15 protein-coding genes, 1 tRNA gene and 1 pseudogene are annotated in these 25,925 nt (G+C 32.4%); 6 read left to right on the forward strand and 11 right to left on the reverse strand.

All coding sequences use genetic code 11. The annotated features are described in order from the left end of the window. Nucleotides 1-242 precede the first annotated feature (242 nt). Nucleotides 243-905, forward strand: coding sequence for a formylglycine-generating enzyme family protein (locus ACPWTF_RS17920; protein ID WP_427872383.1), 663 nt, complete (start codon nucleotides 243-245; stop codon nucleotides 903-905). Nucleotides 906-1,256: 351 nt separating this feature from the next. Here the strand turns inward: ACPWTF_RS17920 and ACPWTF_RS17925 are convergent, their stop codons facing one another. Both ACPWTF_RS17925 and ACPWTF_RS17930 read right to left on the reverse strand, forming a co-directional pair. Then, complete coding sequence (locus tag ACPWTF_RS17925; RefSeq protein ID WP_427875767.1) at nucleotides 1,257-2,810, reverse strand: 3'-5' exonuclease; 1,554 nt, start codon at nucleotides 2,808-2,810, stop codon at nucleotides 1,257-1,259. A gap of 26 nt (nucleotides 2,811-2,836) precedes the next feature. After that, complete coding sequence (locus ACPWTF_RS17930) at nucleotides 2,837-6,112, reverse strand: RecQ family ATP-dependent DNA helicase (RefSeq protein WP_427875768.1); 3,276 nt, start codon at nucleotides 6,110-6,112, stop codon at nucleotides 2,837-2,839. 489 nt (nucleotides 6,113-6,601) lie between these two features. On the opposite strand from ACPWTF_RS17930, the gene ACPWTF_RS17935 reads away from it, so the two are divergent. Together ACPWTF_RS17935 and ACPWTF_RS17940 are read left to right on the forward strand one after the other, a co-directional pair. After that, nucleotides 6,602-7,990 carry a serine hydrolase gene (locus ACPWTF_RS17935; protein ID WP_427872384.1) on the forward strand — a complete coding sequence of 463 codons (1,389 nt, stop codon included), beginning with the start codon at nucleotides 6,602-6,604 and terminating at the stop codon, nucleotides 7,988-7,990. A gap of 140 nt (nucleotides 7,991-8,130) precedes the next feature. Next, on the forward strand, nucleotides 8,131-8,598 hold the full coding sequence (locus tag ACPWTF_RS17940) for a hypothetical protein (protein WP_427872385.1): 468 nt from the start codon (nucleotides 8,131-8,133) through the stop codon (nucleotides 8,596-8,598). A gap of 290 nt (nucleotides 8,599-8,888) precedes the next feature. Here ACPWTF_RS17940 and ACPWTF_RS17945 read toward each other — a convergent pair whose 3' ends face one another. The 3 genes from ACPWTF_RS17945 to ACPWTF_RS17955 all read right to left on the reverse strand — a co-directional run bounded on the left by ACPWTF_RS17945 (nucleotide 8,889) and on the right by ACPWTF_RS17955 (nucleotide 14,233). Continuing rightward, on the reverse strand, nucleotides 8,889-11,510 hold the full coding sequence (locus ACPWTF_RS17945) for a hypothetical protein (RefSeq protein WP_427872386.1): 2,622 nt from the start codon (nucleotides 11,508-11,510) through the stop codon (nucleotides 8,889-8,891). A gap of 80 nt (nucleotides 11,511-11,590) precedes the next feature. Further along, nucleotides 11,591-13,462 carry a DKNYY domain-containing protein gene (locus ACPWTF_RS17950; protein WP_427875769.1) on the reverse strand — a complete coding sequence of 624 codons (1,872 nt, stop codon included), beginning with the start codon at nucleotides 13,460-13,462 and terminating at the stop codon, nucleotides 11,591-11,593. Between the two features lie 698 nt (nucleotides 13,463-14,160). Beyond that, nucleotides 14,161-14,233, reverse strand: a tRNA-Met gene (locus ACPWTF_RS17955). Between the two features lie 117 nt (nucleotides 14,234-14,350). Here ACPWTF_RS17955 and era point away from each other — a divergent pair. The 3 genes from era (at nucleotide 14,351) to ACPWTF_RS17970 (ending at nucleotide 19,698) form a co-directional block, all read left to right on the forward strand. Continuing rightward, on the forward strand, nucleotides 14,351-15,232 hold the full coding sequence (gene era / locus ACPWTF_RS17960; protein WP_250833917.1) for a GTPase Era: 882 nt from the start codon (nucleotides 14,351-14,353) through the stop codon (nucleotides 15,230-15,232). A 242-nt stretch (nucleotides 15,233-15,474) separates the two neighbouring features. After that, complete coding sequence (gene der, locus ACPWTF_RS17965; protein ID WP_250833916.1) at nucleotides 15,475-16,788, forward strand: ribosome biogenesis GTPase Der; 1,314 nt, start codon at nucleotides 15,475-15,477, stop codon at nucleotides 16,786-16,788. Between the two features lie 159 nt (nucleotides 16,789-16,947). Next, the gene (locus ACPWTF_RS17970) at nucleotides 16,948-19,698 is read left to right on the forward strand and encodes an outer membrane beta-barrel protein (protein ID WP_427872387.1); all 2,751 of its coding nucleotides are present in this window, start codon (nucleotides 16,948-16,950) and stop codon (nucleotides 19,696-19,698) included. A 118-nt stretch (nucleotides 19,699-19,816) separates the two neighbouring features. Here the strand turns inward: ACPWTF_RS17970 and ACPWTF_RS17975 are convergent, their stop codons facing one another. The 6 genes and pseudogenes from ACPWTF_RS17975 to ACPWTF_RS18000 all read right to left on the reverse strand — a co-directional run bounded on the left by ACPWTF_RS17975 (nucleotide 19,817) and on the right by ACPWTF_RS18000 (nucleotide 25,905). Next, nucleotides 19,817-20,560: a DUF2490 domain-containing protein gene (locus ACPWTF_RS17975; RefSeq protein ID WP_427872388.1), complete on the reverse strand. Its 744-nt coding sequence runs from the start codon at nucleotides 20,558-20,560 to the stop codon at nucleotides 19,817-19,819. A 145-nt stretch (nucleotides 20,561-20,705) separates the two neighbouring features. Next, the gene (locus ACPWTF_RS17980; protein WP_427872389.1) at nucleotides 20,706-23,252 is read right to left on the reverse strand and encodes a TonB-dependent receptor; all 2,547 of its coding nucleotides are present in this window, start codon (nucleotides 23,250-23,252) and stop codon (nucleotides 20,706-20,708) included. 253 nt (nucleotides 23,253-23,505) lie between these two features. Beyond that, nucleotides 23,506-23,919, reverse strand: coding sequence for an RrF2 family transcriptional regulator (locus ACPWTF_RS17985; RefSeq protein ID WP_012023964.1), 414 nt, complete (start codon nucleotides 23,917-23,919; stop codon nucleotides 23,506-23,508). 93 nt (nucleotides 23,920-24,012) lie between these two features. Beyond that, a pseudogene (locus tag ACPWTF_RS17990) lies at nucleotides 24,013-24,848 on the reverse strand (TPM domain-containing protein). Between the two features lie 3 nt (nucleotides 24,849-24,851). After that, nucleotides 24,852-25,289, reverse strand: coding sequence for a TPM domain-containing protein (locus ACPWTF_RS17995; RefSeq protein ID WP_250833911.1), 438 nt, complete (start codon nucleotides 25,287-25,289; stop codon nucleotides 24,852-24,854). Between the two features lie 31 nt (nucleotides 25,290-25,320). Continuing rightward, nucleotides 25,321-25,905 (reverse strand): LemA family protein, encoded by a 585-nt coding sequence (locus ACPWTF_RS18000; RefSeq protein ID WP_427872390.1) that lies wholly within the window; start codon nucleotides 25,903-25,905, stop codon nucleotides 25,321-25,323. Nucleotides 25,906-25,925 lie beyond the last annotated feature (20 nt).

Raw genomic sequence — 25,925 nt, forward strand, 5'->3', positions numbered from 1 at the left:
TAGCAGATTAAGAAATGATTAACTAAAATTATGAAAGAATTATAAGATATTTTGGTCTAGGGCGACATGGAGGTTTATTGGGAAATTTTTATTTGGAAAAGGCAAAAAAGTTTAGGATTTTTTTAAGAGATTTTGTCTTTGTCGCAACGAATTTTGTTTCTTTAAAGTATCGTCGTATTATAAAAATTTGGATAGATTTGTGTAGTTGTCAGATATAGTGACAGTAATTTTAAGCAAACCATATGAAAACACAATTACTTATAATCTTTCTTGGACTTTTGGTGTTTACTTCCTGTGAAGAAGACAATGTTGAGTGGATTTTCGTAGAGGGGGGCACTTTTGAACAAGGCAAAAACCAAATGGTCATTAGCCCCAAAGGAGACACCATAAATGGTTTTACGAGTCCGCACAGAATGGTTGAACTGGATGATTTTTATATAAGTAAATATGAAATAACGGTTAAACAGTTTAGGGAGTTTTGTGAAAAAACGGGAAGAAAAATGCCAGACGCACCTACAGAAAATGCACATGGAGTAAAAGTATATTATAAATGGATAGACGAAAATCCGATGCTTGCCACTTGGGATGAAGCAAATGATTATGCAAAATGGGCAGGAGGAAGATTACCAACAGAAGCAGAGTGGGAGTACGCTGCTAAAGGTGGAAAGAAAACTAAAAACTACAAGTATAGCGGCAGTAATAATCCAATTGAAATTGGTTGGGTAAAAGAAAACTCAGATAGTATTTTTCATAAAGTGGGACTTCTTAAACCTAATGAACTAGGAATTTACGATATGACTGGAAATGTTGGGGAATGGGTTTCTGATTGGTATAATCCTGAAAAGGATAGTTTAGTAAGCAAACAAAATCCTCAAGTGACCACCAGAAGGAGAAGGATCATATAAAATCTCGAAAGGTGTAAGTTGGTTTTACGAAACCCAAAGTGCAGATGGAAAACCATTAGATTACGGAATTCATATGCCGGAAGTGAGATACCAATCTCCAAAAGATACACGAAATGATGGATTTGGATTTAGAATCACAAAAGACAAATAAAATTACGGGCAACAGTTATTACAATAGTTTTAGGTAATATCCTTAATGGAAAATAGCTTTATAATTGGATGATTATAAAATTAGCGCATCTGCATCTTAATTCTTTTTGTGAAATCAGGCAATTTGTTTATATGAAAACATTTAAGAATATGAAGACGAAATAGGTTTCGTTTTGCAATGAGAAATACAGGGACAAATAGCTAACTTTTACTATGCCTTATACTCTCAAAATAAAGCTCTGGTAAAACTATTTTGATTTCCTGCGAAGTTTCTTCTTTAACCCAATATAATATGAAATTCACGTTTGCGCTTTTTAGTTCATAGTTTTTTGATTTCATTATCTCAATTTTCTCAATGAACTGCTTTGAGAATTTCAGTACAGATTGACCACTTGAGTTTAAACATTCATTACCTTTAACATGTAGCGTTTCTCCACAGACTAGTTGTGAAATTAAGGCCTGTCTGTTAATAAAGTAGTCTAACCAGATATCTTTGAAAGTGGCATGTATAGCAATTTTATCAGGTGAAGTATAGATTTCAAAATCGTTTATTTGTTCAAGGTTTTCTGCAGAAAGATGATTGAGATAGTTTGCATTTAGGTGAATATTTAAATTGCATTTAGTCCTAGTCATTGCTACGTATAATTGTCGCTTGGCTTCATCTGCAGTTATGTTAAAATTCTCTAGTAAAAGGAATACATTATCAAATTCTTTTCCTTTAGCTTTATGAATGGTCGATACAAAAATTGTTTCGCCATTTTCATTATAAAAATCCTCCAACTTAGATTCACGAATTAAAACCTCTAAGTCAGATTTATATTTTCTATTAGGATTAGTGGTTTCAAAATCTTTGATAATATTCTCGCAAATCTCTAGTTTACTGCTTTTATTGAAAGTATTCTTTAGCTCTATTTTGGCATTATCCCAAATTTCATCACTAATTGTGTAAATATTAGGGCCAGAATCTATTTTATTCAATAAAAATCTGACCTCAACAAGATTATATAAATTAAAACCATCATTAGACTGTATTAGTTTTGCCACAACACCATTTTTTAAAAGAAGTCCAGCAACTTTTATAGCTTCCTCGTTAGTTTTTGTTATTATACACGTAGTTCCAGAAAGGTCTGCGTTAACAACATCCGTTACGAGAGGCGTAATTAGATTGTTGCTTTGGTAATTAATAATTTTGATTTTTCCATTATCAATTTGATTCGCTATAATTGGTGTTTCTTTTAGGCGGTGTTGAATCTGTTGCACAAATTGATTCGAAAATGAAATCAAATTACTTTTACTACGATAATTTTCGATTAATTCATGTTTTATTGCATTGTTGTCATAGATAAACTGTTCCAGATATTTAGAACTCGCACCTCTAAATTCATAAATATTTTGGTCATCGTCTCCCACTGCTATGACCCTCATTCCCTCATTCTGTTCCAATAATACATTTATAAGGGCAAATTCATCTGCATTCATATCTTGGGCTTCGTCGATTACTAAAACAGTTTTAGTGATTTTATTAGCCTCAACATCCCCATTCTTAATTCTTTCAACTGTACATTTTAAAATATCCGTAGATTTTTCTAACGTGCCAACCTTGCCTAAAAGATCAAAACAGTAAGAATGAAATGTCTTAATTTCAATAAAGTTGGCAGCGTTACCAATTAACTTTAGAAGACGCTTTTTAAATTCAGTAGCAGCTGCTCTTGAAAATGTTAACATCAATAACTGCTCATGTTTCACATCTTCCATTAACAATAGCGAAGCCAGTTTATGGACTAAAACCTTTGTTTTTCCGCTGCCAGCACGGCAGCAACAACTATATGCTGTGTTTCATTGTCTTTTATAATTTTTAATTGTGTTGGCGATAGTTCTCCAAATAACTGTCTGAATTTTGCAGGAGTAACATTTCGCTTAATCTCGTTTTGTCTCTCACTACCTTTAAAATATTTGTTTAAGAAAGAACTGTAATTAAGCTGGAAATAGTCTTCTACAAACTGAAGTGCATTTTTGTAATCGTCAATCATTCTTTGGGCATATTCGCCCACTATATGAATTTGCTGAACTTTGTTTTCGTAAAATTGGCTGAGCTTTTGGTAATCGTCTTTCGTATATCGTTTTTTATTATCTTGTTCAGTTCGCTCAATAGCTAAACCATTATAAATGACAAGAAAACCGCCTTCTATTTTTATTGCTTCAATTCGAGAGAGATAGAATAATGTATCTTCAATATCATCAATGCTTATTTCTATTTTGAAAAGGTTGGCACTATTTTCATAAGCAAACTTTAATTCGTGTACTGAAAACTCCACCAAAATTTCATCTTTATCTAACTGCCCTTTTATCGTTTCTGTGATGGTTTTATTATAAAAGAATTCAATGATAAATGTTGCAAGTTCATGACGCCTTTCGAGCTTATTTTTTAATAGCTCTTTACTTTGAAGGCAGAATATGGCAATATGATTTTTAGAGTGGTCTAAGTTCTTTCTTTTAATCCAACTTTTAATAGACCAAAAATTAATTATCGTTTTTAGTTTACTGGTGTTTACATCTTGACATCCATAATTTTCAGCATCTTCGTTTAATTCTTTTAAGTGAAAAACACTTTCTTCTTCTTTGAAAACTTGCAGTAAAAAGTTTTCAATTTTACCATATAGCTCTACAATAGAAAGAGAACGGTTTTTATTATCAGTGTTTTTTATAAATGCAGTCAGATCCTTAGAATCGGCAAGGATGTTTTCCTCACGAAACAAGTTTATTATAGTAATTACTTCTTCTTTTATGATACCCAAATGATCACTAATGTAATCTACTCTTGATTCAGGATTTTCATCATTAGCTTGTTTTCTGCTTTTACTTGAAAAGAGTTTTTTTATAATACGAATGCCTTGCTTTTTTTGTTCTTCATCAAACTTTTTGGAACTATTTATTTTGCTAATAGCTTCTTCAGCATTTTTAGATAAAATACCGTTAGCGAAGACCCTTGGCATATTCTGCCCACGTTTTAAATATCCTGCATCTTCTAAGGCTGCTATAGCTGTGGTTACACGTGTTTCTATTTCTGCAACATTATCATCCCAACCTGCTTTACGGGCAATTTCCAATGCAGAATTAGATATTTTAGATGGGAACCTTGTAATGTCTTTTATTGCTTTCCATACCTGCTGAATTTCTTTTATAGAAAGTTTAGTCTGATTAAGAAGAATGAAGTGCTTACTAAGGTCTTCTTCATTAAACAACACAAAACAATCGCCCGAAATATTCTCATCTCGACCTGCTCGTCCAGCTTCTTGAACATAGTTCTCTAGGGAATCTGAAATTTCATAATGAATAACTAAGCCAACATCCTTTTTATCTACTCCCATGCCAAATGCAGAAGTAGCCACCATGATTTGTGTTTCACCATTTAAAAAAGTATTTTGGTTCTCGGTCTTCTCGTTTTTATCCATTTTCCCATGGTATGGTTTTGCATTAAAACCATCTTTTACTAGTTGCTCGGAAAGTTTATAGGCTTTGAGTGTTCGGGATACATAGATAATTGTTGGGCAGTTTTTCTTCTCAATTAAATCTCTAACAGACAAATATTTTTCTTCTTCATTTTGCTTTTTAAAAACCCTGTACTGAAGATTAGTCCTTGACGCTTTGGAAGTGAATACTTCAAGATCCAATGAAAGTTTTTCGATAAAATAATTCCGGATGTCTTCAATTACCTTCTGTTTGGCCGTTGCAGTAAAGCAGGATACTGGTATGCTTTCTTCAAGATTTTTATATTCCTGTATTAATTTTATAAAATCGCCAATGTAAAGGTAGTCAACTCTGAAATCTTGTCCCCATGACGAAAAACAGTGGGCTTCATCAATTACAAAACGCGCTACTTTCCTGCCTAAAATTAGTTTTTCGATAGTTTTTGATCGCAACGATTCAGGTGATATATATAAGATTGAAGCAGATCCATTTTCAATTCTTTCAAATGATTTCGCTCTTTCTATCGGATCCAATAATCCGTTAATAGTAACCGCCTCAGTTATTCCATTTTTTTCAAGATTGTCTACCTGATCTTTCATTAACGATTGGAGAGGAGAAATTACAACGGTTAAACCTTTAGTGTTTTCGGCACTCATAAGCGCAGGAACTTGAAATGTAATAGATTTTCCTCCGCCCGTTGGAAAAACAGCCAATACTGATTTGTTATTAATAGCTGCTTTAACAGCTTTCTCCTGAAGTGGTTCTCCGCCATAGGTGCGGTACGAATCAAAGCCAAAGAATTTTTTTAGTCCTTTGTGAATGTCTAGAGCATTATTGCAATAGCTGCATCCTGTTATACAAGGCCTGCCACGTAGTAATAACATAATGCGTTCCACCTCTGGGTAGTTTTTAAGAACCCATGGAGGAGTAATGGAGTGAACATTTTTATGGATTATAAATGAATGAATAAGTGAAAGGCAATACGCCAATTCAATCGGATATTCAGATATTATTTTGGTTAAATCTGAATGTTCGCAAATTTCGTTACGAAACTTTAATCTAATCTGTGCTTCTGTGTCAGAGTTAAATTTTATGTAATTTATAAACTGAAAGAAAGCTCCAAACTCTTTTGTGCGGTTTAAGAGAGAATAAAATATTTCTTTGAGTGTTTCGTCAATTTGCCAAAAAGCTGCAACTTCACTATTGAACAAATTTTGCGCTTTAATAGAATCGTTTAAAGGATTGTTTAGTTCTTCTGTCTGAAGTTTATCGTCCTTTACTAATGAATGGTAAGGTTTTGTTGGAAATAATAAAGGGGACAGATGTAGAGTGTCAATGATGTTTAAAGGCTTAATGCCAGCATCACTAATTGTTTTCCCTATGTATTTAATATCATGATTTAAAATGTTATGCCCACAAATATATTCGCTTCCTTTTAGGAACAGAATAAATTCTCCTAAAGAAGCACTATGAAAGCGATTGCCGTCTTCTTTAATTGCACCTATATCAAGAATTTTACCTTTAACCGATTCGATTTCGGTGTCTATAAATGTAATTAACCCGGCATTGTTTTGTTTTTCTATAAGCATTAAACGCAACAAGATTATGTTTTGGTTTCTTATTAAGAAGAAATAGGCAAGTGTTTAAAGGCGAGTATGATATATAGCTAATTTAGTGTTTAATTTCTAAAATCAAAACAATTTTATTACAAGGTTTTTTTGTGTTAAATAAAGAGGGAGAAAAAATAGCTTTTTTCATTAGTAGCAGGAAGCATTCAAATATCTAACCAGATTATCTTGTATTATTACAATATTTTAGCAAGTGCATCTTAATTTTTTCTATACTTTTTGTTTGCATAGTTACTCATATAAGTGCTAAAAAGCATCAATCAAATTTACTGTCTTTTTAACAATTTGCAGTTAAAAAAATATATATTTGAAAGATAAATAATGTATGAGATTTATCACATATAGCTATCCAAATTTGGATAGCTATATGTGGTTTTGTCACACACATAAATAAGTTGGTGGCAATTTTGCGAGACATCTCAACTACATTAATTAACAAGAAATAAAAAAATGAAATTAACAATTACAATCGGACTTCTTTTAATTGCACATCTTACATTTGGACAAGACCGAATTCAAAAAATTGACAGTTTGCTCAATTCCCTTTATTCAAAAGAGAAAATCAATGGAAATGTTCTAATCGCAGAAAAAGGGAAAGTTATTTATAGCCATAGTTTTGGACTTGCAAACGAAACGACAAAAGAAAAATTGAACGAAAATTCGATTTTTGAATTGGCATCTTGTTCAAAGCAGTTCACCGCTATGGGAATAATGATCCTTAAAGAAAAAGGGAAGTTGAATTTGGACGATGACATCACAAAATACTTACCCGAACTTTCTTTTTATAAAGGGGTAACGGTAAAAAACTTATTGAATCATACTGGAGGTCTACCAGACTACATGCAGCTTATGGATAGTTTATTTGACAAATCTAAAATTGCCACTAACAAAGATATAATTAATATATTTAGTAAACACCAACCAAAAATACTATTTGAGCCAAATACTAAATGGGAATATAGCAACACGGGCTATGCACTATTGGCTTCAATAATTGAGAAAGCATCGGGTATGACATACGCTGACTATCTAAACAAGGCTATTTTCCAACCGTTGAAAATGAAAAATACCTTTGCGTACAATCGTAGATTATCGCCAAAGAAAATTGAGAATTATGCTTTTGGTTATGTTTACTCAGATAGTTTGAAAAAATATGTTTTACCAGACGAATTGGAAGAAACTAAAATTGTTATTTTCCTTGATGGTGTTGTTGGAGATGGAGGAGTTAATTCAACTGTAAACGATTTATTGATTTGGGATAGAGCATTATATACCAATAAATTACTTGCAAAAGAGGATATGAAAGCAGTTTTTGAATTAGCAACTTTGAAAGACGGAGCTAAAAGGAATTATGGTTTTGGTTGGGGAATTGAAGAAAATGCTGATTTTGGAAAAATTGCAAACCATGATGGGGGATGGCCAGGTTATGTAACTTTTATCGATAGACATCTTACAAATGATAAAACAATAATAATACTTCAAAATCACAGCAACGTTACAATTCCTTCTAAAGCAATTAGAAGTATTCTATATAATAAACCATTGCCTGTGCAAAAAATCAGAAAAGAAATTAGTATTACTCCTGAAGAACTTCAAAAGTTTGTTGGGACTTATGCCGTTGAAAATGAGTATGAAATAAAAATTTCATTAGATAAAGACCAACTTTTTTCACAATTGACAGGACAAGATGCGTTCCGAATATTTGTAGAAAATGAAATGTTATTTTTCTATAAAGTAGTAGATGCACAAATTCAGTTTGAAAAGAACGAAAAAGGAGAAATTTCAAATTTGTTTTTATTACAGAATGGAAAAAAGATAGAAGCAAAACGTATGAAATAAAAACTGTTCGCTTCTTGGTGCGAGAGTCCTTCTCATGAACGTAAATTCTTTTTCTGCTTTTTTTGTTTACATATCCATATATTTGAAAACTAGTCAATGTGTAATATTTATTAACAGACAAAATCTAGAAGAACTATTTCATGGAAATAAAAACTAAAAATAATAGAATATTAATTTTTAGACAAACTACAGATGAAAGAATATGGGAAACTAAGGCCGAATTGTCTGCAGGTGATGACTTCCCTAAATTCAATTATCAATTTTCTTTTAAGGAAAAAATAATTTCTAAAAAATACATTATTGAAGGTTATGATTTCAATTCATATTTAATAAATTTTATCGATAGGTTTATTGAAAACGAAGAAAAGATATTAAAGATTTCTAGAAAAATCTTAGATGATATTAAGAATGTAAACGACAATTTTGCATTGAAACATAATTCAGAGAATTCACCATTATTTTATGTGCGAATTTTGGATATTGTAAATTATTCTTTTAAAGTATATTTTTCAACAGATTACGGTTATGAAGAATATATTATAAAGTATTTAGTATATGATAATGGAGATTTTGTCATAACCAAAGTAAAAAGGAAACTTTGTTATTGATATCTAATTCAATAACCTGAATCATACATAATAAAAAAAGCTCCAGATTTCTCAGAAGTTTTTTTTAGTAGCCCTAACGGGACAATTCACGAACTGCTTTTATAAGGATTTGAAAAGGATAAATCTATTTCAATCATCAAGTTATGAATTTAATGTATAGGTTATATTAAATCTCATTTTTCTATTTTAGATCTTGACTTTTAATTGTTTTTTAAAGGTTTTAATTCATTCTGATTACTTTATGGTGTCAAATTCCTAGCATAAGAATATTCAATAGTATAATTTCTGTTCTATTGACATGATGTAGAAAAATCAACACCAGAATCTTTAAACCATCGGGAAGAAGGGAAATTTACTTTATCAACCTGAATGCATTTGAGTTTATCATTTTTAAGAGCAGAAACATAAGATATTGTGCTATTATTTCCGTTTTTGAGATTAAGAGAAATCAATTCATTCGAAGAACAAATTAAATCAATCAATGCTGTGTTTTTGGATAAATCCAAAGTTTTGATCTTGTTTTCTTCACATGAAACTCTCATTAATTGCAGATTGTGAGACAGATCTAAATTTTCAAGTTTATTTTGCTGGCAACGAAATTCTTTTAAAGCTGTGTTTTTAGTGATATCTAAAGTTTTCAATAGATTAGAGTTACATTCAAAATGCATTAAAAGAGTATTTTTACTCATATTCAAATTAGTTAATTTATTTGAACTACAATTTAAATACCATAAAACTGTATTTTTAGAGACATCCAAAGTGTTTAGTTGATTCGATACACAGCTAAAATTATTCAATACTTTGTTTAGACTTATATCCAATGTTTTTAATTTATTCTCATTGCAATACAACATTTTTAAGTCTTTATTTTTAGAAGTATCAAGGTTTGTCAATTGATTATTTGCACAAGCAAGTTTTTCCAATTTTGGGTTTAGATTTGTGTTTAAAACAGATAAGAGATTATTACTGCAAAACAACTCATCTAAAATTACATTTTTAGATAAATTCAAAGTTGTTAATTTATTATTGTCACACCGTAAAATTGTCAAAGCAATATTGTTAGAAACATCTAAATCTGCTATTTCGTTAGATTGACAATCAATATAGTCTAAATGTAAATTTTTAGATAAATCGAGGTTTGTTATTTGATTCGCATGACAGCCCAATTCGATTAGTGAAGTGTTTTTAGTAACACTTAAGTCAGTTAATAAGTTATTGTTACAATATAAGGTAGTCAGTACTTTATTTTCTGAAAGTTCTAAAGTTGTTAATTTATTGCCATCACAATTTAAATTGGTTAGCAATTTATTTTTAGACAATTTCAAAGATTTTAAGTTGTTGTAATCACAATTCAAAGTAATCAACGCTTTATTTTGGCTAACATCTAAAGAAGTCATGTGATTGCGCTGACAATTTAATAAAGTCAGTGCTTTATTATTCGAAACATCTAAATCGATACTATTAGATTCACAATCTAGTTCTTTTAGCACCTTATTTCCCGAAATATCTAAAGTATTTAGATAATTTTCCTGACAGTAAAGCGCAGTTAAATTTTTATTTTTGTTTACAATTAAGGAAGTTATTAGGTTTTTAGTACAAATTAGCTTTGTTAAAGCTTTATATTCGGTAATGTCCAGATTTTCAATGCTATTTCTAGAGCAATCTAATGTTTTTAAAGCGACAAAATCTTCCAAGCCTTTCAAGTCTTGGATTTGTCTATTGGAAACATCCAAATCTGTAATCGAGACAATATTTGCTGTAAAGACTCTTCCGTCTGGTTCACCAGAATCATATTTTAGTGCAATAAGAGCTTTCTCAAAATTAAGATCTGGAATCACCGTGTATCCAGGTTCGATTTCTGCGCATATTATTTTGCATTTTGAAAAGTCTGAAACATCATTGACATGATAAGGTGTTCCATCAAAATCTGCACTAATACATTTTAGATCAGGATTTTCCTCAGTAAACATATAACTTATAAGAGGACAATTTTTAATAGTCAAATCAGTTAATTGATTTTTAGAACAATCAAAACCTTTTAAAGAAAGACTGTTTGATAAATCCAATGTTTTTAGCTGATTCTCGCGACATCCCAAACTAGTCAAAGTTTTGTTAGCATTAAGATCCAATTCAGTCAATTGATTATTGGAACAGTTAATTTCAGTAAGGCTATTATTTTTTGAAAAACTTATAGCTGTCAATTGATTTTCCTGACATTGTATAGAACCTAGATTAATATTTTGAGTTAAATTCAAGTGGGTTAATTTATTATTATTGCATTCCAAAGTAATTAAATTTGAATTTTGGCTTAGATTCAGAAAAGCCAATTCATTATTAGAGCATTGTAAATACTCTAAAGTGCTATTTTTATTCAAGTTTAAAGAGGTTAACTGATTTTTGGAACACATTAAATACTGCAAGACAGTGTTTTTGCTCAGGTCTAAAGTTGCTAATTTGTTCTTGGAACAATCTAACTGATTTAATTTTGCATTTTGCGTTACATCTAAAGCTTTCAATTGATTATCATAACACAACAAGTGAGTTAGAATAACGTTTTTTGTTACATTCAATGATTTTAGTTTGTTATTGCTACAGGATAAAAAGGTTAAGACAGTATTTTTGCTGAGGTCCAGTTTTGTTAATTTATTTCCGAAACAGGTTAAATCATCTAATGCTTCAAAATCTTGTATTCCAGTTAAATCTGAAATGCTTTTTTCTGAAATATTTAGTGATTTTACTTTAGAAATTACAGTCGTTAATACTTTTCCGTCAGGTTTACCAGAATCATATCCCATATCTATCAGGCACTTTTCAAAATTAGCATCAGGAATTAAGGTATATCCTGTTATTGTTTGTGAAAACAAATTAAGTGGCGCGCAACAAAACAAAATAATGAATAGTATTCTTTTCATAAATATTTCTTTTATAAAAAATGGAAAAACAGAATATGATTTTTCAAGCATAAAAAGGGATAATAATCTCTGATTATAATTTATTTATGAATAAGGAAAACAGTAGAATAAAGACATCGAACTGTTTTTCCTTTTATCTGTCCTGGAATCCATTTTGGCATTTTATTCAAAACTCTCAAAGCTTCTGGACCGGAACCATAACCATAATCTCTTAATACTTTTTGATTCGTAATTGTGCCGTCTTTTTCTATTATAAAAGACAAATAAACTTTTCCCTGAAGTATTTCTCCGTCATCTTTTGGTGCTTTAAAGTTTTTATCTATAAATTTCACTTTTGCAGCCGTTCCACCATTATAATCGGGCAATACATCGAGTTCTGGTGTATTATAAATTTTGTTTTCGTCTATAGTTCCGGGCGTGATTATTGCCGGAGCAGTATATAGAGTGCCAATATTTCCTGTCCCTTCAATGGGTTCATTGCCTAAATATTTAATCTTAACAACATTTGAAATTAGAGCTAGCCAATATCCTTCATCATTTTTAAGAAGATAATAATCAGATGCCGGAGTTGTATCTGAACCACAACCAAGTCTGTAGCCAGTCATAATGGCTAATATTTCGACATTCTTATTTTTAATTATTTTATTAATGCCCCGATAGATATAATCTTTGTCGGCTAGAAAATTGTAGAATGTCTTAACGCTTTGTGCATCAATACCTTTTATGGGAATAAGTTTTTGACTGCCATAATAAACGTAAATGTTGTTTTTGTCTTTGTAATAATTCAGAATTCTTTCAAACGTTTCAGCATCTGCAGTGGTTTCTTTACCATTAATGTATATTTTGTTATTCGCTTTATACAATTGATATTCATAATGATTAGTTTGTGTTGAATTGAGGATATCTGTTTTAGCGTTTTTTGCAGCATTGATTTGCGCCGGAGAAAGATTTTTATACATTTTCTTATTATAAACATCGTAAGCCTGATTTTCATAGATTAAATAATAATAACCATGAAAAGTATTTTTGGATGTTACTTTTCGTGTGTATACAAAAGGAAATTTTTTAAGTTCAGACTTTCCTTCTTTTTCGTTCCATTCTTGTCCATAAATTCCATTTTTGTCAAAGTACCAATCTGAAGATGGAATCATTCCAAAAGTTTTAGCGTCAACTGAAGTAAATGGAAAATTTGCGCCCGCATACACCATTTTGCCATCAGAAATATAACGGCTGTTTACCTGATCCCAAACTTTAATATTTCCTGGATTTTTTGCTGTTAGTGCCGTTTTTTTGCCATCATAATACACAAAATTCTTATCTATAGAATAATGTTTAGACAATGGTCGAATAGTTTTTGCATCAATATTTGGAACAACTGACCTGCCTCCTAATATTAATACGTCGGTTGAAGTTTTCATTAAATAATGATTTACAGGCCGAAGAGTATCTCCGTTATGCAACCCAATCTCACCATCAATATAAATATAATTTTTATCATACATGACGGTGTTAAAAGTTTCTGAAATTGAATTTACATCAGCGTTTTTTATTTTTTTAAAATTATAATAAAGATGATTTTTGTCTTTAAAATAAAGTGTTGAAAAATCGGTCGATATGAAACTTTCGACATCAATATCTTCCTTGATTTCGATATTGTTTTTAAAAAGTTTATACTTTGTTTTCCATACTAAATCCGGGCGAACAAGGTAATCTGTATTCCTGATTTCGGCAATAATTTTAAAACCTGTTGTATCAATTGCTATAAAATCTCCATTATAATAAACGCCATTTTTGTCTAAAGCAAAAAGACCATATTTATTGAATCTTGGAAATCTAAAAGATTCAACATCTGCATCTTTTAGAATTTTTCTTTCACTGGTATTCTTTTGAAAAACAATATAGTTTTTATTTTTGATATAAAGCGGAGCCTCAAAACCAGCATTAGGATTTATTACTAAAGTAGTATCTACAACAGGATTCTATTATAGAAAAAGAATCTGGAGTTTGTGCACAGCTTAAATTTGAAATCAATATAATTGATAATACTAAGAAGTAATATTTATTCATGTTGTGGTATGTATTGTGGTTTTTTAGGCTCTCTTTATTATATGGATGCGTTAAAATCTAAAAAGGTTGGAGAGAGAAGAATTTTTTTGCTGTTTTTGCATGTTCCAGATAAATTTTTATGCCATGTTTATTTTTTGTTGAGCGCAAAAACTTAATAATTGGAATAAAAAAAAGGCAAACAACTGTCTCATAGTTTGGAATTATTGAATTGACATTTAATGTTAATTATTTTAAAATCAGATCTTTGTGTTTTTATCTCTTATTTTAATTTTTCAGAATTTCTTTATTCTCTCTAAAATAAAGAAATTGATTTCATCAAATTAACAATAAAAAAAGTGTTTTTGACGAATAAATTGCTCTTCATAAGTACAGATGCTTGAAATTCGGAAAAGGTTGTGACGAAGTTGATTATTTATGACTTTTGCTTTACGAAAAAATCAATTGTAATTGGAAGTTTAACTTAACGGGACTCGAACCAAATTTGCTTGAGGAGTTTAAAAATTTAAGCAATTTAAGCAAGATTTTTCGAACTATAAAAAAAGCCTGAGAAATATAGATTTCTCAGGCTTTGCAATTTTTCTTGTAGCGGGAACAGGACTCGAACCTGTGACCTTCGGGTTATGAGCCCGACGAGCTGCCTACTGCTCTATCCCGCGATGTTTCGGGTGCAAAGATACGGCGATTTTTGAGAAATCCAACGAAAACTTTAAAAAATGTTTTATTTTCTGTATTGAGTTGATATGACTACCTTTGCAAAATAAATAAAGCAAAAAATGTCACATAAAGCAGGTTTCGTAAATATTATCGGAAATCCAAATGTTGGAAAATCAACATTGATGAACGCTTTCGTTGGAGAACGATTGTCGATCATTACATCAAAAGCACAAACTACACGTCATAGAATTCTAGGAATCGTAAACGGAGAAGACTTTCAGTTAGTTTTGTCTGATACTCCTGGAATCATCAAACCAGCATACGAAATGCAGGAATCGATGATGAACTTCGTAAAATCGGCTTTTGAAGATGCAGACATTTTAATCTATATGGTCGAAATAGGTGAGCAAGATCTAAAAGACGAAGCTTTCTTTAATAAAATCATTCATGCCAAAATTCCCGTTTTATTACTTTTAAATAAAATCGATAATTCAAATCAGGAACAATTAGAAGAGCAGGTTTCTTTCTGGAAAGAAAAAGTGCCAAATGCAGAAATTTTCCCAATTTCGGCTTTGCAAAACTTCAACGTACCGGAAGTTTTCGGAAGAATTATCGAATTATTGCCAGAATCTCCAGCTTATTATCCAAAAGATCAGTTGACAGACAAGCCAGAACGTTTCTTTGTTAACGAAACTATTCGTGAAAAAATCTTATTGAATTACAGCAAAGAGATTCCATACGCTGTAGAAATCGTTACAGAAGAATTTTTTGAAGACGAAAAAATCATCAGAATCCGTTCGATTATTATGGTAGAACGTGAAACTCAAAAAGGAATTATTATCGGACATAAAGGTGCCGCTTTAAAAAAAGTAGGAACCGATGCTCGCGCCGATTTAGAGAAATTCTTCGGAAAACAAATTCACATTGAACTAGTCGTAAAAGTGAACAAAAACTGGAGAAGCAACGCCAATATGCTGAAACGTTTCGGATATAATCAATAGTTTATAATTGTTTCAAGTTTCAGGTTTCAAGTTAAACGTCAGGTATAAAACTTGGCACTTGAAACCTGAAACTTGAAACAAAAAATAATAAAATCTTAGGTACTTAGAATCTTAGCGTCTTAGCAACTTTTTTTAACTACCTTTGCAAAAAATTTAAATAAGGCATTTTGGATTACAAGTAATTAGGTTTTTAGGAAGCTAAGAATCTGAAATCTAAAGTCTAAAATCTAAAAATCAATAAAATGAGTAATAACATTGTTGCGATAGTAGGAAGACCTAATGTAGGGAAATCGACCCTTTTTAATAGGCTGATACAAAGAAGAGAAGCTATTGTAGATTCAGTATCTGGGGTTACCCGCGATAGAAACTATGGTAAAAGCGAGTGGAACGGAAAAGAGTTTTCTGTCATTGATACAGGTGGATACGTTCGCGGAAGCGATGACGTATTTGAAGGTGAAATCCGTAAACAGGTAGAACTTGCTATCGACGAAGCCGATGTTATTATTTTTGTGGTTGATGTTGAAGAAGGAATTACGCCAATGGATGAAACTGTTGCAAAATTACTTCGTAAAGTAACAAAACCAGTTTTATTGGCTGTAAATAAGGTTGATAATGCTATGCGCGAAAAAGACGCGGTAGAGTTTTACAATCTTGGTTTAGGTGAATATTATACATTCGCAAGTATTTCTGGAAGTGGAACAGGAGATTTATTGGATGCTTTAATTGATGCTTTCCCAGAAAAACCAGAACCAGAAACACCAGAAGTTGAATTGCCTCGTTTTGCAGTTGTAGGACGTCCAAATGCTGGAAAATCAAGTTTTATCAACGCCTTGATTGGTAAAGATCGTTATATTGTTACAGATATTGCGGGAACAACTCGTGATGCAATTGATACAAAATTTGACCGTTTTGGTTTCGAATTTAATTTGGTTGATACTGCGGGTATTCGCCGTAAAGCAAAAGTAAAAGAAGATTTAGAGTTTTATTCTGTAATGCGTTCTGTACGTGCGATTGAGCATGCAGATATCTGTATTTTGGTTATCGATGCAACTCGCGGATTTGAAGGTCAAGATCAGAGTATTTTCTGGTTGGCCGAGAAAAACCGTAAAGGGGTTGTAATCTTGGTAAACAAATGGGACTTGGTAGAAAAAGATACGATGTCTACTCGCGATTACGAAGAGAAAATCAAAAAAGAATTGATGCCTTTTACAGATGTGCCAATTTTATTCGTTTCTGCTTTAACGAAACAGCGTTTATTAAAAGCATTGGAAGCAACAGTTCAAGTTTTCGAAAACAGAAAACAAAGAATTGCAACTTCAAAATTCAACGAGTACATGTTGAAGGTTATTGAGGCTTATCCGCCGCCAGCAACAAAAGGAAAATATGTAAAGATTAAATATTGTATGCAGTTGCCAACACAAACACCTCAGTTTGTATTTTTTGCCAATATGCCGCAATATGTTAAAGAGCCATATAAAAGATATCTCGAAAATAAAATTAGAGAAAAATGGGATTTTGCAGGAGTTCCGATCGATATTTATATTAGAGAAAAATAAAAAAAACAATCCCCTTGAATTAGGGGATTTTTTTATGTTTGGTGTCTAGATAATTAAAAGATCAATTTTTTTATTGGCATTATATTTGGATAAATGTAAAAAATACAATTAAACCTTTTGCGTTTTTTTAAGTCTTACTGATCTAACTAACCTAATTTTATGACCAGAATTTATTCATTACTATTGTTTTTAGCCTTTGTATATTCGGCAAATGCCCAGAACAATATTGTTATTAAAGGAACTGTAGTCGATATTAACTCGCAACTTCCGCTAGAACTCGCAACCGTTTATTTTACAGCGGTAAAAGATTCAACCATTATTGAATATGCTACGACCGATAAAAACGGAAATTTCATTATCAATACTAAAAAGTATGACAAGCCCGTTTTTCTGAAAGTAAATTATACGGGATATCAAGCATATTACGAAGAACAAAAAGGACTTACAGAAAGTAAAGACTTTGGTAAATTGTACATGCTTGAAAATGCAAATGTCTTAAATGAGGTAATCATAAAAAGCGAAGCACCGCCCATTACCATCAAAAAAGATACATTAGAATTTAACGCCGGATCTTATAAAGTGCGTCCAGATGCAAATGTGGAAACTTTATTGAAACAGTTGCCAGGATTTGATGTTGACAATACAGGAAAAATTACCGTAAATGGGCGAGAAGTCAATCAGGTTTTAGTCAACGGAAAAGCATTTTTTGATAAAGATGGAGCTATTGCCATTAAAAACCTTCCGGCAGATATTATTAAAAAAGTTCAGGTTTCTGATTTTAAAACTAAAAAAGAAGAACTTTCTAAACAAGAATCTACTTCAGATTATTCGAGTATAAATATTACAATCGACGAAAAGAAAAACAAGGGATATTTCGGTAAAGTACTTGGAGGATATGGTTCAGACGAACGCTATGAAAGTAGTTTGATGATGAATTTCTTCAAGAACAAACAAAAAATTAGTGTTTTAGCATCTTCAAATAATATCAACTCAACCGGATTCTCTATGGATGAGGTGTTTGATAATATGGGAGGAGGAAGAAATGCAAAAGGAGGTAGTCAAGGCGCAAGCAGTGGAGGAAAAGGGATTACACAGTCGACTTTGGCAGGGATTAATTATTCTGACGATTGGACAAAGGATTTGGAGTTTATGAGCAGTTATAACTTTACAAATTCGGTGACTAAAAATGACAGCAAATCCAACCAGCTTAGTTTTTTGCCAACGGGAAATATCTTAACAGAAGCCGATTCTAAAACTAGAAATGAAAATACAGGAAACAAGGCTAATTTTGAATTAGAATACAAAATCAATCCTACGATGCAGATTGTTGTTGCTCCTAAATTGAATTTATCCGAATCAAAGAGTAATGCTGAATCTTCGACTTTCTCTGAAAATGAAAATGGCGATGCGTTGAACGAAAGTACGGCAACATCGCATACAGAAAGTTCAAATACAAGTTTTGCCAATAGTATTAATTTCAATAAAACGTTTGAAAAGAAGTCGCGAAATTTAAGTGTGGTTTTTAATAATAATAACACTAAAAATGATTCGAACGGAATCAACATTTCGGAGACTATTTTCTATCAGGATAATAAACCAAATGACGAAAGAAATCAGAACGCAAAAAACACTTCAAAAAGCGATGCTTATTCACTAGATTTAGAATATACAGAGCCAATTACAGATTCGCTTCGCGTTCGTTTTGGTGCCGATTTTGACTGGCAAAGTTCGATGAATGATCAAAAGACATTTAATTTTGATGATGCTTCACAAGATTATTCAGATTTAAATTTGTCTCTAACAAATTATACCACATCCAAACAAAATTCGATTACACCAAAAGTTGGAATTAGTTGGCAGAAAAGTAAATATTCGCTTAATATCAATTCTAGAACATCAATTGTGGAGTTCGATAATCATTCTTTTTATTTAAATCAAGCAACCGATTTGAATAAAAGATACATGCTTCCGTACGGAACGGCACAACTTCGATATAAATTTAATCGTTCTAAAAATTTAACTTTTAAATACGATTATTCTAATGCGCTTCCGTCGGCAACACAATTAATGCCAGTTGCAGATTTAAATAATCCGTTGAATAGTGTAATTGGTAATCCAAACTTAAATCCGATTGAGAAAAACACGGCAGGAATCGACTTTAAAAACTTTGATTTTAGAACGCGTTCTGGCTATAGCTTGTTCCTTAAAGGAGATTACTACAATAATGATATAGTTTCAACTTCTATTTATGATGATAGTGGAAAAAGAAATACAACTTATGTAAATATTTCGGGAACGTATTCGGCTTCGGTTGGAGGAAATTGGAATCAGCAAGTTAAAAAAGATGCTCATACTTTAAGATACGGTTTGCGTTTAAGCGGTAATTATAATTTTGATAAAGGATTTACAAATGCGGTTATGTACAATGCAAAATCGGTTGTAATTACGCCAAGTGTTTACGCTTCTTACGATTATGGAGAAGTGCTTTCGATTGCGCCATCTTATAGTTTATCATACAACGAAACACGATATGAAAACTATTCTAGAGATGCGACTTCAAACGTAATTCACAGAATTAATTTGCAGACCACATCCTATTGGCCCGCTAATTTAATCTTCGGAAATGATTTTGGATATACGTACAATTCAAATATTTCAGACGATTTCAAAAAGGATTTTTTCCTTTGGAATACGAGTCTTTCTTACGGATTTATGGATAAAAAATTATATGCAAAAGTGAAAGTGTATGATGTTTTAAATCAGAATCAAAGTGCCACAAGAACCATTTCGCCAACCTCAATTCGAGATGAAGAAAATACAGTTTTAAAACGTTACGTAATGTTTTCTCTAGCGTATAAAATTGGAAACTTTGCTGAAAGCAAAAAGGGAAGAAAACAGAGAGGATCTTAGTTTTTAAGGTTCTGAGGTACTAAGATGCTAAGGATCTAAGGTTCAAAGGTTACAAAAATGCCTGTCAAATTAATTTGATAGGCATTTTTTGTATAACCCATAACTCATAACTCCTAACTCATAACTTTTTCCGATTAATTCTATGATAAACCGTAAACCTGATGATATCGCGATCGTAGAAATCTACACCGCTGGCGCGTCTTTGAAAGTTCTTTAAATAACCCAGTTCCAATCCAAGATTTGGTGTGAAATGATAACGTAAAGCAACGTAAAAACGATTTTGATCAAAAGTATTTCTGTGATTGTCTTTTCCGAAATTGAATAAAACTTCGTCAGAAATTGTTCCTTTTATGCTTCTTCCTTCTTTTTCCCAAAGGGTAAACATAGATTGTAATCGGTATCTAAATCGGTAAGCAAATGAGAATTCGTCTAAAAGTCCGTTTTTATCTGCTTTTTGAATGAATCGTTCTTCTAGTTGAAAGCGATTATGAAAAGTGATTTTGGCAATATCATTAATTAAAGTAAGGTCTTGCTGTGCACGATATTCAGGAACAGAATAATCAGGATCAAGGTTTGGGTTTTGAGTATTGACGCTAAAAAAGGCAAATCCGGCACCAAAATCCATTAATTGGCTGGCTCTGTAACGAGCTTGAGATCGTATAACGAAAAGATTCTCATGAACGGGATTTACAAAACTTCGATTATCAAATTCGGAATGAATAGCCCATTTTTCGGATAATGGAAAAATATTATAGTATCGAATCCAGGTCAAAGTCTGCTGGTCGATATTTCTTTGGTTTTGCCCAGTAATTAGCTGACAAAGAAAGATTATGATAAAAAGTAATCTAAAAGATCTGTTCAAAAACTATAAATTCAGGCTGCGAATTTATACAAATGATCTTATTTCTGTCTATTTTAAAATTTGATTTGAAAGTTATTTTGTGAAATAAAAAAAGGGACACATTTTAAAATGTATCCCTTTTTAATACTAAAACTAACTAACCATCTTACAGTGAATACTTAAATGTAACTCCGTAAGTTCTTTGATCACCAAGAACTCCAGCATATTGACCTGTGTTACCACCTGCAGGCAATAATTGCTCATAGTAATCTTTATTGAAAAGGTTTCTTCCCCAAATCTGAATAGATAAACCTTGCGAAGCACGGAAACCTAAACGAGCATTAAAGATTGCATAACCTTGTACTACTAAATATTTTGAAGCCGAAGGGCTTGAAGAAAATTCAGAACGAGCGTATCCGTCAGCAGCAAAGAAGATTTTTCCAGCATTACCAAAGAATTTTGCGTTGTCCGAAAGTTCACCTCCAAGAGAACCTGCCCATCTTGAAGCTCCTGGCAATTCAGTTCCAGAAACATCTTTGAAGGCAACTGGCGCTCCAGTTTCTTCTAACGGAAGTGGCGCATTAGTAAACTTCACATATTTACCATCTGTATAAGTTGCCGCTCCATTAATTGTTACGTGCGAATTGATAACAAAACTTGCATCCAATTCTGCACCTCTTACGCGTACTTTATCTGCATTAGCAAGATATCCGCGGTTTACACCTAATTCAGCTGCCTGAACGTTGGTTTGGAAATCTTTGATGTCAGTATTAAAGAACGTTAAGTTGAAAATTGAGTTTTTGAAAGGAGAAGTTTTTACTCCAATTTCATAATGATTTACTTTTTCTGGCTTAACCACTGCAAGTTCAGTTAATGGCTGTCCCGCTGCATTTGTTGGAAGACCAGCTACGTTAACTCCAACCGGCTTGTAACTTTTTGCATAAGTTGCATAAGCGTTGATTTTGTCTGATGCTTTATAAGTAAGCGTTAAGTTTCCAGAAAAGTCTGTATTGTCAGTATTTGAATCAAATGCCTGATCAGAGTAAACCGATTTTTTCAAAGCCAATAAAGCAGGGTCTGTGGTTTGAAGACCTCCATAAGTTTTACGAGAATAACTTGCATCTTTTTTATCAAAATTATATCTCAAACCAGGTAAAATGTGGAATCTCTCTGTAACAGCCCAATCAAGCTGTCCGAATACTGCAGCACTAGAAGCTCTAATTCTTGCATCAGTTTTAATTCCGTATCCTTCAAAAAGACCTGGAGTTTTCCATAATGGACTTGTTGAACTTTGAGAGAATCTCCATTGAGCATTTCCTGATTCTTCTGTACCATCTGTTTGAGAAGTCTGATCGATAAAGAATACTCCTGCAACACCACTAATTTTTGAAGTTAATTGTCCAGCATAACGAACTTCTTGTGTAATCTGAGTTTGTCTTGTTGGGTTTTGAGATTTAGCTAAAACTTGTAATCCTGTAAAATCTCTATCGTTTGACGGGGCCCAGTTCCAGAAACGCCATGCAGTTGTAGAAGTTAGAGTTCCGCCTCCAATTTTAGTATCAATGTTTAAAGAAACACCTCCTAAATCTTGTCCAGAACGCCAAGGTGTATCGTGATCTATTTTACGGTCAAAAGCATTTAAACTTGGTAATTGATAATTTAAATCTTTAATAATAGCATCAAACTGACGGTATGCAGCCCTTTGAGTAGGGGCAACACCAGCAACAACCTGCGCATAACCGTCAGGACGCTGTGTTGTTAAATCTCCTGCAAAAGTAATGTTAGTATTTTCAGTAGGAGTCCATAATAATTGTCCTCTAAAACCTTGATTGTTTAAAGTATTGGTTGGTCTTCCTGTTGCAACGTTATCAATTAAACCATCACGTTGTGTACCTGAGAAAGATAAACGGCCAGCAACTTTTTTTCCTAATGCTCCAGTGATAGAAGCTTTAGCTTGTAAAAAGGCGTAATTTCCATAACTCAATTCAAAATCGGCACCAGTTGTAAAACTTGGTTTGCGAGATGTAATATTAAAAGCTCCAGAAGTTGTGTTTTTTCCGAATAAAGAACCTTGTGGGCCACGTAATACCTCGATTTGTTCTACATCGATAAAATCTAAAGTAGTTGCTGCAGGACGAGCATAATAAACACCGTCTACGTAGAAACCAACTCCAGGATTGATACCATCGTTGGTAAGTCCGAATGGTGAACCTAAACTTCTAATGTTGATTCCAGTATTTCTTGGATTAGAAGAATACAATTGTACAGAAGGAACCAATTCTTTAATACGGTTTACGTTGAAAGCTCCTGCTGCTTCTGCTTGTTTTCCTGTAACTACAGAAACGGCAATAGGCACGTCTTGTACTTTTTCAATTCTTCTTCTTGAAGAAACTACAACCTCAACAAGTTTGTTTTCTTCGCGTAAAGTCACCAATAATGGCGAAGCAGGGATAGCTGTAATTTCAAGTTCAGCAGTATTATAACCAATGTATTGAACTAGGATTGTAAGCGGTAATTTTCCCTGTGATTCTATCGAAAATCTTCCCTCAGAATCTGTAATTGTGCTAAAAGTTGTTCCTTTAATTACCACATTGGCTGCTTCTAAAGGAATATTTTGATCTGTTGTAACAACCCCGTCAATTTTTTGTGCGAATGAGATTGAAAATGTTAAAACTGCAAGTATTGTAAGTATATTTTTTATAGATGTCTTCATTTTTTTATATTAAGTATATATGATTAGTAGAATTTAAAATTAAATTTTTTTTTACCAACACATACACATCATAGATGAAGCAGTATTCACGATTGTGAAATTATAATTATGTTTTTTTTGCAAAAGATTTTGTCCACCTGATTTACTAGAATGTACTTTCATGAGTTAAAATTTTGTAAATGATTAGTTAATTATTTTTGGCAAATATATATAATTAATTCTATCGATTTACTAGACTTTAGAAAATATTTTTTTATTTTTTTACCAATGAGGCGATTGTGATGCCTTCCATAGCCTTCAAAGTTTTATCTCTAATTAGCATTAAACCGTGACGAAGACTGCATTCAGACTCGGTTTTACAATCAGAGCAAGGCTCGTAAAAATTTAAAGAAGCGCATGGCAAAAGGGCAATTGCACCGTCAAATAATCGGTGAATTTCTGCCAAAGTGATATCATTTTTGGATTTAATTAGATAGTATCCGCCAAATTTTCCCTGCTTACTGCTTACAAAACGACCGCGTTTTAGATCTAATAAAATCTGCTCTAAAAACTTTTTAGGAATGTTAGCGCCATCAGCGATTTCTACAGTTCTAGAAATGTGATTTTCGTCTTGTTCTGCTAAATAAAGTAAGGCCTTAAGGGCGTATTTTGCTTTATGTGATAACATCTATTAATAAATTGTAAAATGTAAATGTATGATTTTTTAAGATTGAAACCTAAACTTGAAACCTGAAACAAAGAAAATTAGAACCAGAATAAATTACCAGCCTCCGCTAAATCCACCGCCAGAGAAACCTCCACCGCCAAATCCGCCGCCGAAACCTCCGCCTCCGCCAAAACCACCACCAGATGATCCACCGCCGAAGCCTCCAAATCCGCCTCCGCCACTTCTTCCAAGATTGCTCAGAATAATAACATCGAGTAGGCTAGGCCACCGCCGCCATTGTTGCCAGAATTTCCTCCACCGCCTCTTTTATTTCGAGCGAGTAAGATTAAAACAATTACAACAATTACAATAAAAGGCAGAATAGGAAAATCTTGTCCTTTTGCTTGTTTGCGTTCGCCTTTGTATTTTCCTTTAAAAACATCAATAATAGCATCAGTTCCTTTATCAAGACCGTTGTAAAAGCTTCCTGCTTTAAACTCAGGTATAATAATATTTCTGATGATTGTTCCGCCAATACCTGCCGTTAAACGATCTTCAAGACCGTATCCAGGATTTATGGCAATTTTTTTTTCATTTTTAGCTAAAAGAATGACCACTCCATTATCATCTTCTTTAGTTCCTCCAATTCCCCATGTTTGCCCCCATTTAGTTGCTAATTGGCTTACATCTTCTCCTTTTAAACTTTCAATTGTAATTACTACGATTTGAGTAGTGGTAGAATCAGAGTAACGAACTAGTTTTTCTTCTAATTGTGTCTTTTCTGTAGAACTTAAAATGTTAGCGTAATCGTAAACAGAAGTCTGGAAACTTGGTTTGGGTGGAATCTCAAATTGCGCAAAAATAGCATTGCTGATAAATAATGCGATAAACAAAAAAGTAATCTGAAAAATTCTATTAGAATTTGGGGTTTTAATTTTGGAATTTTTCATTATTTATCCTTTTGAGATTTCGTTAGATAGTTCGTTTACATCATCTTCCTGAGAAGGAAAATATTTTTTGAGCTGTTCTCCGGCATTCAAAATACCGTCAACAATTCCTTGTTTAAAATTGCCGGATTTAAAATGATTCACCATAATGTCTTTGGTACAATCCCAAAAATCGTTGGCTACGACATCATTAATCCCTTTGTCTCCACAAATCACAAAGTTTTTATCTTCAACTGCAAAATAGAGCAGTACTCCATTTTTCAATCTGGTTTCATCCATTCGTAATTCATGAAAAACTTCTAAAGCCCGATCAAAATGGACTTTAGAAGTTGTTTTTTCTATATGTACTCTAATTTCGCCAGAAGTATTGTTTTCGGCCACGCGAATTGCTTCAACAATTTCACGCTCTTCTTCTTTGGTTAAAAAATCTTCTACTTTTGACATGAAAATGATTTTAGAGTTTAGATTGTAGATTTTAGAATTTTACTTCAACTGGTTTATCAGCTCCAGTAGAGGCTTCAAAGTATGGTTTTTCTTTGTATTCGCTCAAGAACCAGTTGTTTGGAATCTTTAAAACGTATCCGTTGTAAACTTGTACAGCTTCGTTAAAACGAGTTCTAGCAGTTAAAATCTGGTTTTCAGTACTTGCTAATTCGTCTTGTAATTTTAAGAAATTCTCGTTTGCTTTTAAAGTTGGATATTGCTCAACAGAAACCAATAATCTTGATAATGATGAACTTACTCCGCTTTGAGCCTGATTGAATTCTTTTAATTGTTCTGGTGTAACATTGCTAGGATTGATAGTTACCGATGTAGCTTTGGCACGAGCTTCAATTACTGCAGTCAAAGTTCCTTTTTCAAAGTCAGCAGCACCTTTTACAGTGTTTACTAAATTCCCAATAAGATCATTACGTCTTTGGTAAGCCGTTTGAACATTTCCCCATTCTTTATTTACAGCTTGACTGTGTTGTAAAGCAGTATTTTTAATACCAATCGACCAAAATGCGATAATAGCAATAAGTGCTACAATAATTCCTACAGGGATTAACCACTTTTTCATGTTTGTTTTGATTTAAGTTT

Origin of the sequence: Flavobacterium sp. MMS24-S5, assembly GCF_050320125.1 — a bacterium.
Taxonomy (GTDB): domain Bacteria; phylum Bacteroidota; class Bacteroidia; order Flavobacteriales; family Flavobacteriaceae; genus Flavobacterium; species Flavobacterium tyrosinilyticum.

Coding starts and splice junctions, on each gene's coding strand:
- ACPWTF_RS17920 (WP_427872383.1), top strand. CDS start 243: ATGAAAACACAATTACTTATAATCTTTCTTGGACTTTTGGTGTTTACT.
- ACPWTF_RS17925 (WP_427875767.1), bottom strand. CDS start 2,810: ATGGAAGATGTGAAACATGAGCAGTTATTGATGTTAACATTTTCAAGA.
- ACPWTF_RS17930 (WP_427875768.1), bottom strand. CDS start 6,112: ATGCTTATAGAAAAACAAAACAATGCCGGGTTAATTACATTTATAGAC.
- ACPWTF_RS17935 (WP_427872384.1), top strand. CDS start 6,602: ATGAAATTAACAATTACAATCGGACTTCTTTTAATTGCACATCTTACA.
- ACPWTF_RS17940 (WP_427872385.1), top strand. CDS start 8,131: ATGGAAATAAAAACTAAAAATAATAGAATATTAATTTTTAGACAAACT.
- ACPWTF_RS17945 (WP_427872386.1), bottom strand. CDS start 11,510: ATGAAAAGAATACTATTCATTATTTTGTTTTGTTGCGCGCCACTTAAT.
- era (WP_250833917.1), top strand. CDS start 14,351: ATGTCACATAAAGCAGGTTTCGTAAATATTATCGGAAATCCAAATGTT.
- der (WP_250833916.1), top strand. CDS start 15,475: ATGAGTAATAACATTGTTGCGATAGTAGGAAGACCTAATGTAGGGAAA.
- ACPWTF_RS17970 (WP_427872387.1), top strand. CDS start 16,948: ATGACCAGAATTTATTCATTACTATTGTTTTTAGCCTTTGTATATTCG.
- ACPWTF_RS17980 (WP_427872389.1), bottom strand. CDS start 23,252: ATGAAGACATCTATAAAAAATATACTTACAATACTTGCAGTTTTAACA.
- ACPWTF_RS17985 (WP_012023964.1), bottom strand. CDS start 23,919: ATGTTATCACATAAAGCAAAATACGCCCTTAAGGCCTTACTTTATTTA.
- ACPWTF_RS17995 (WP_250833911.1), bottom strand. CDS start 25,289: ATGTCAAAAGTAGAAGATTTTTTAACCAAAGAAGAAGAGCGTGAAATT.
- ACPWTF_RS18000 (WP_427872390.1), bottom strand. CDS start 25,905: ATGAAAAAGTGGTTAATCCCTGTAGGAATTATTGTAGCACTTATTGCT.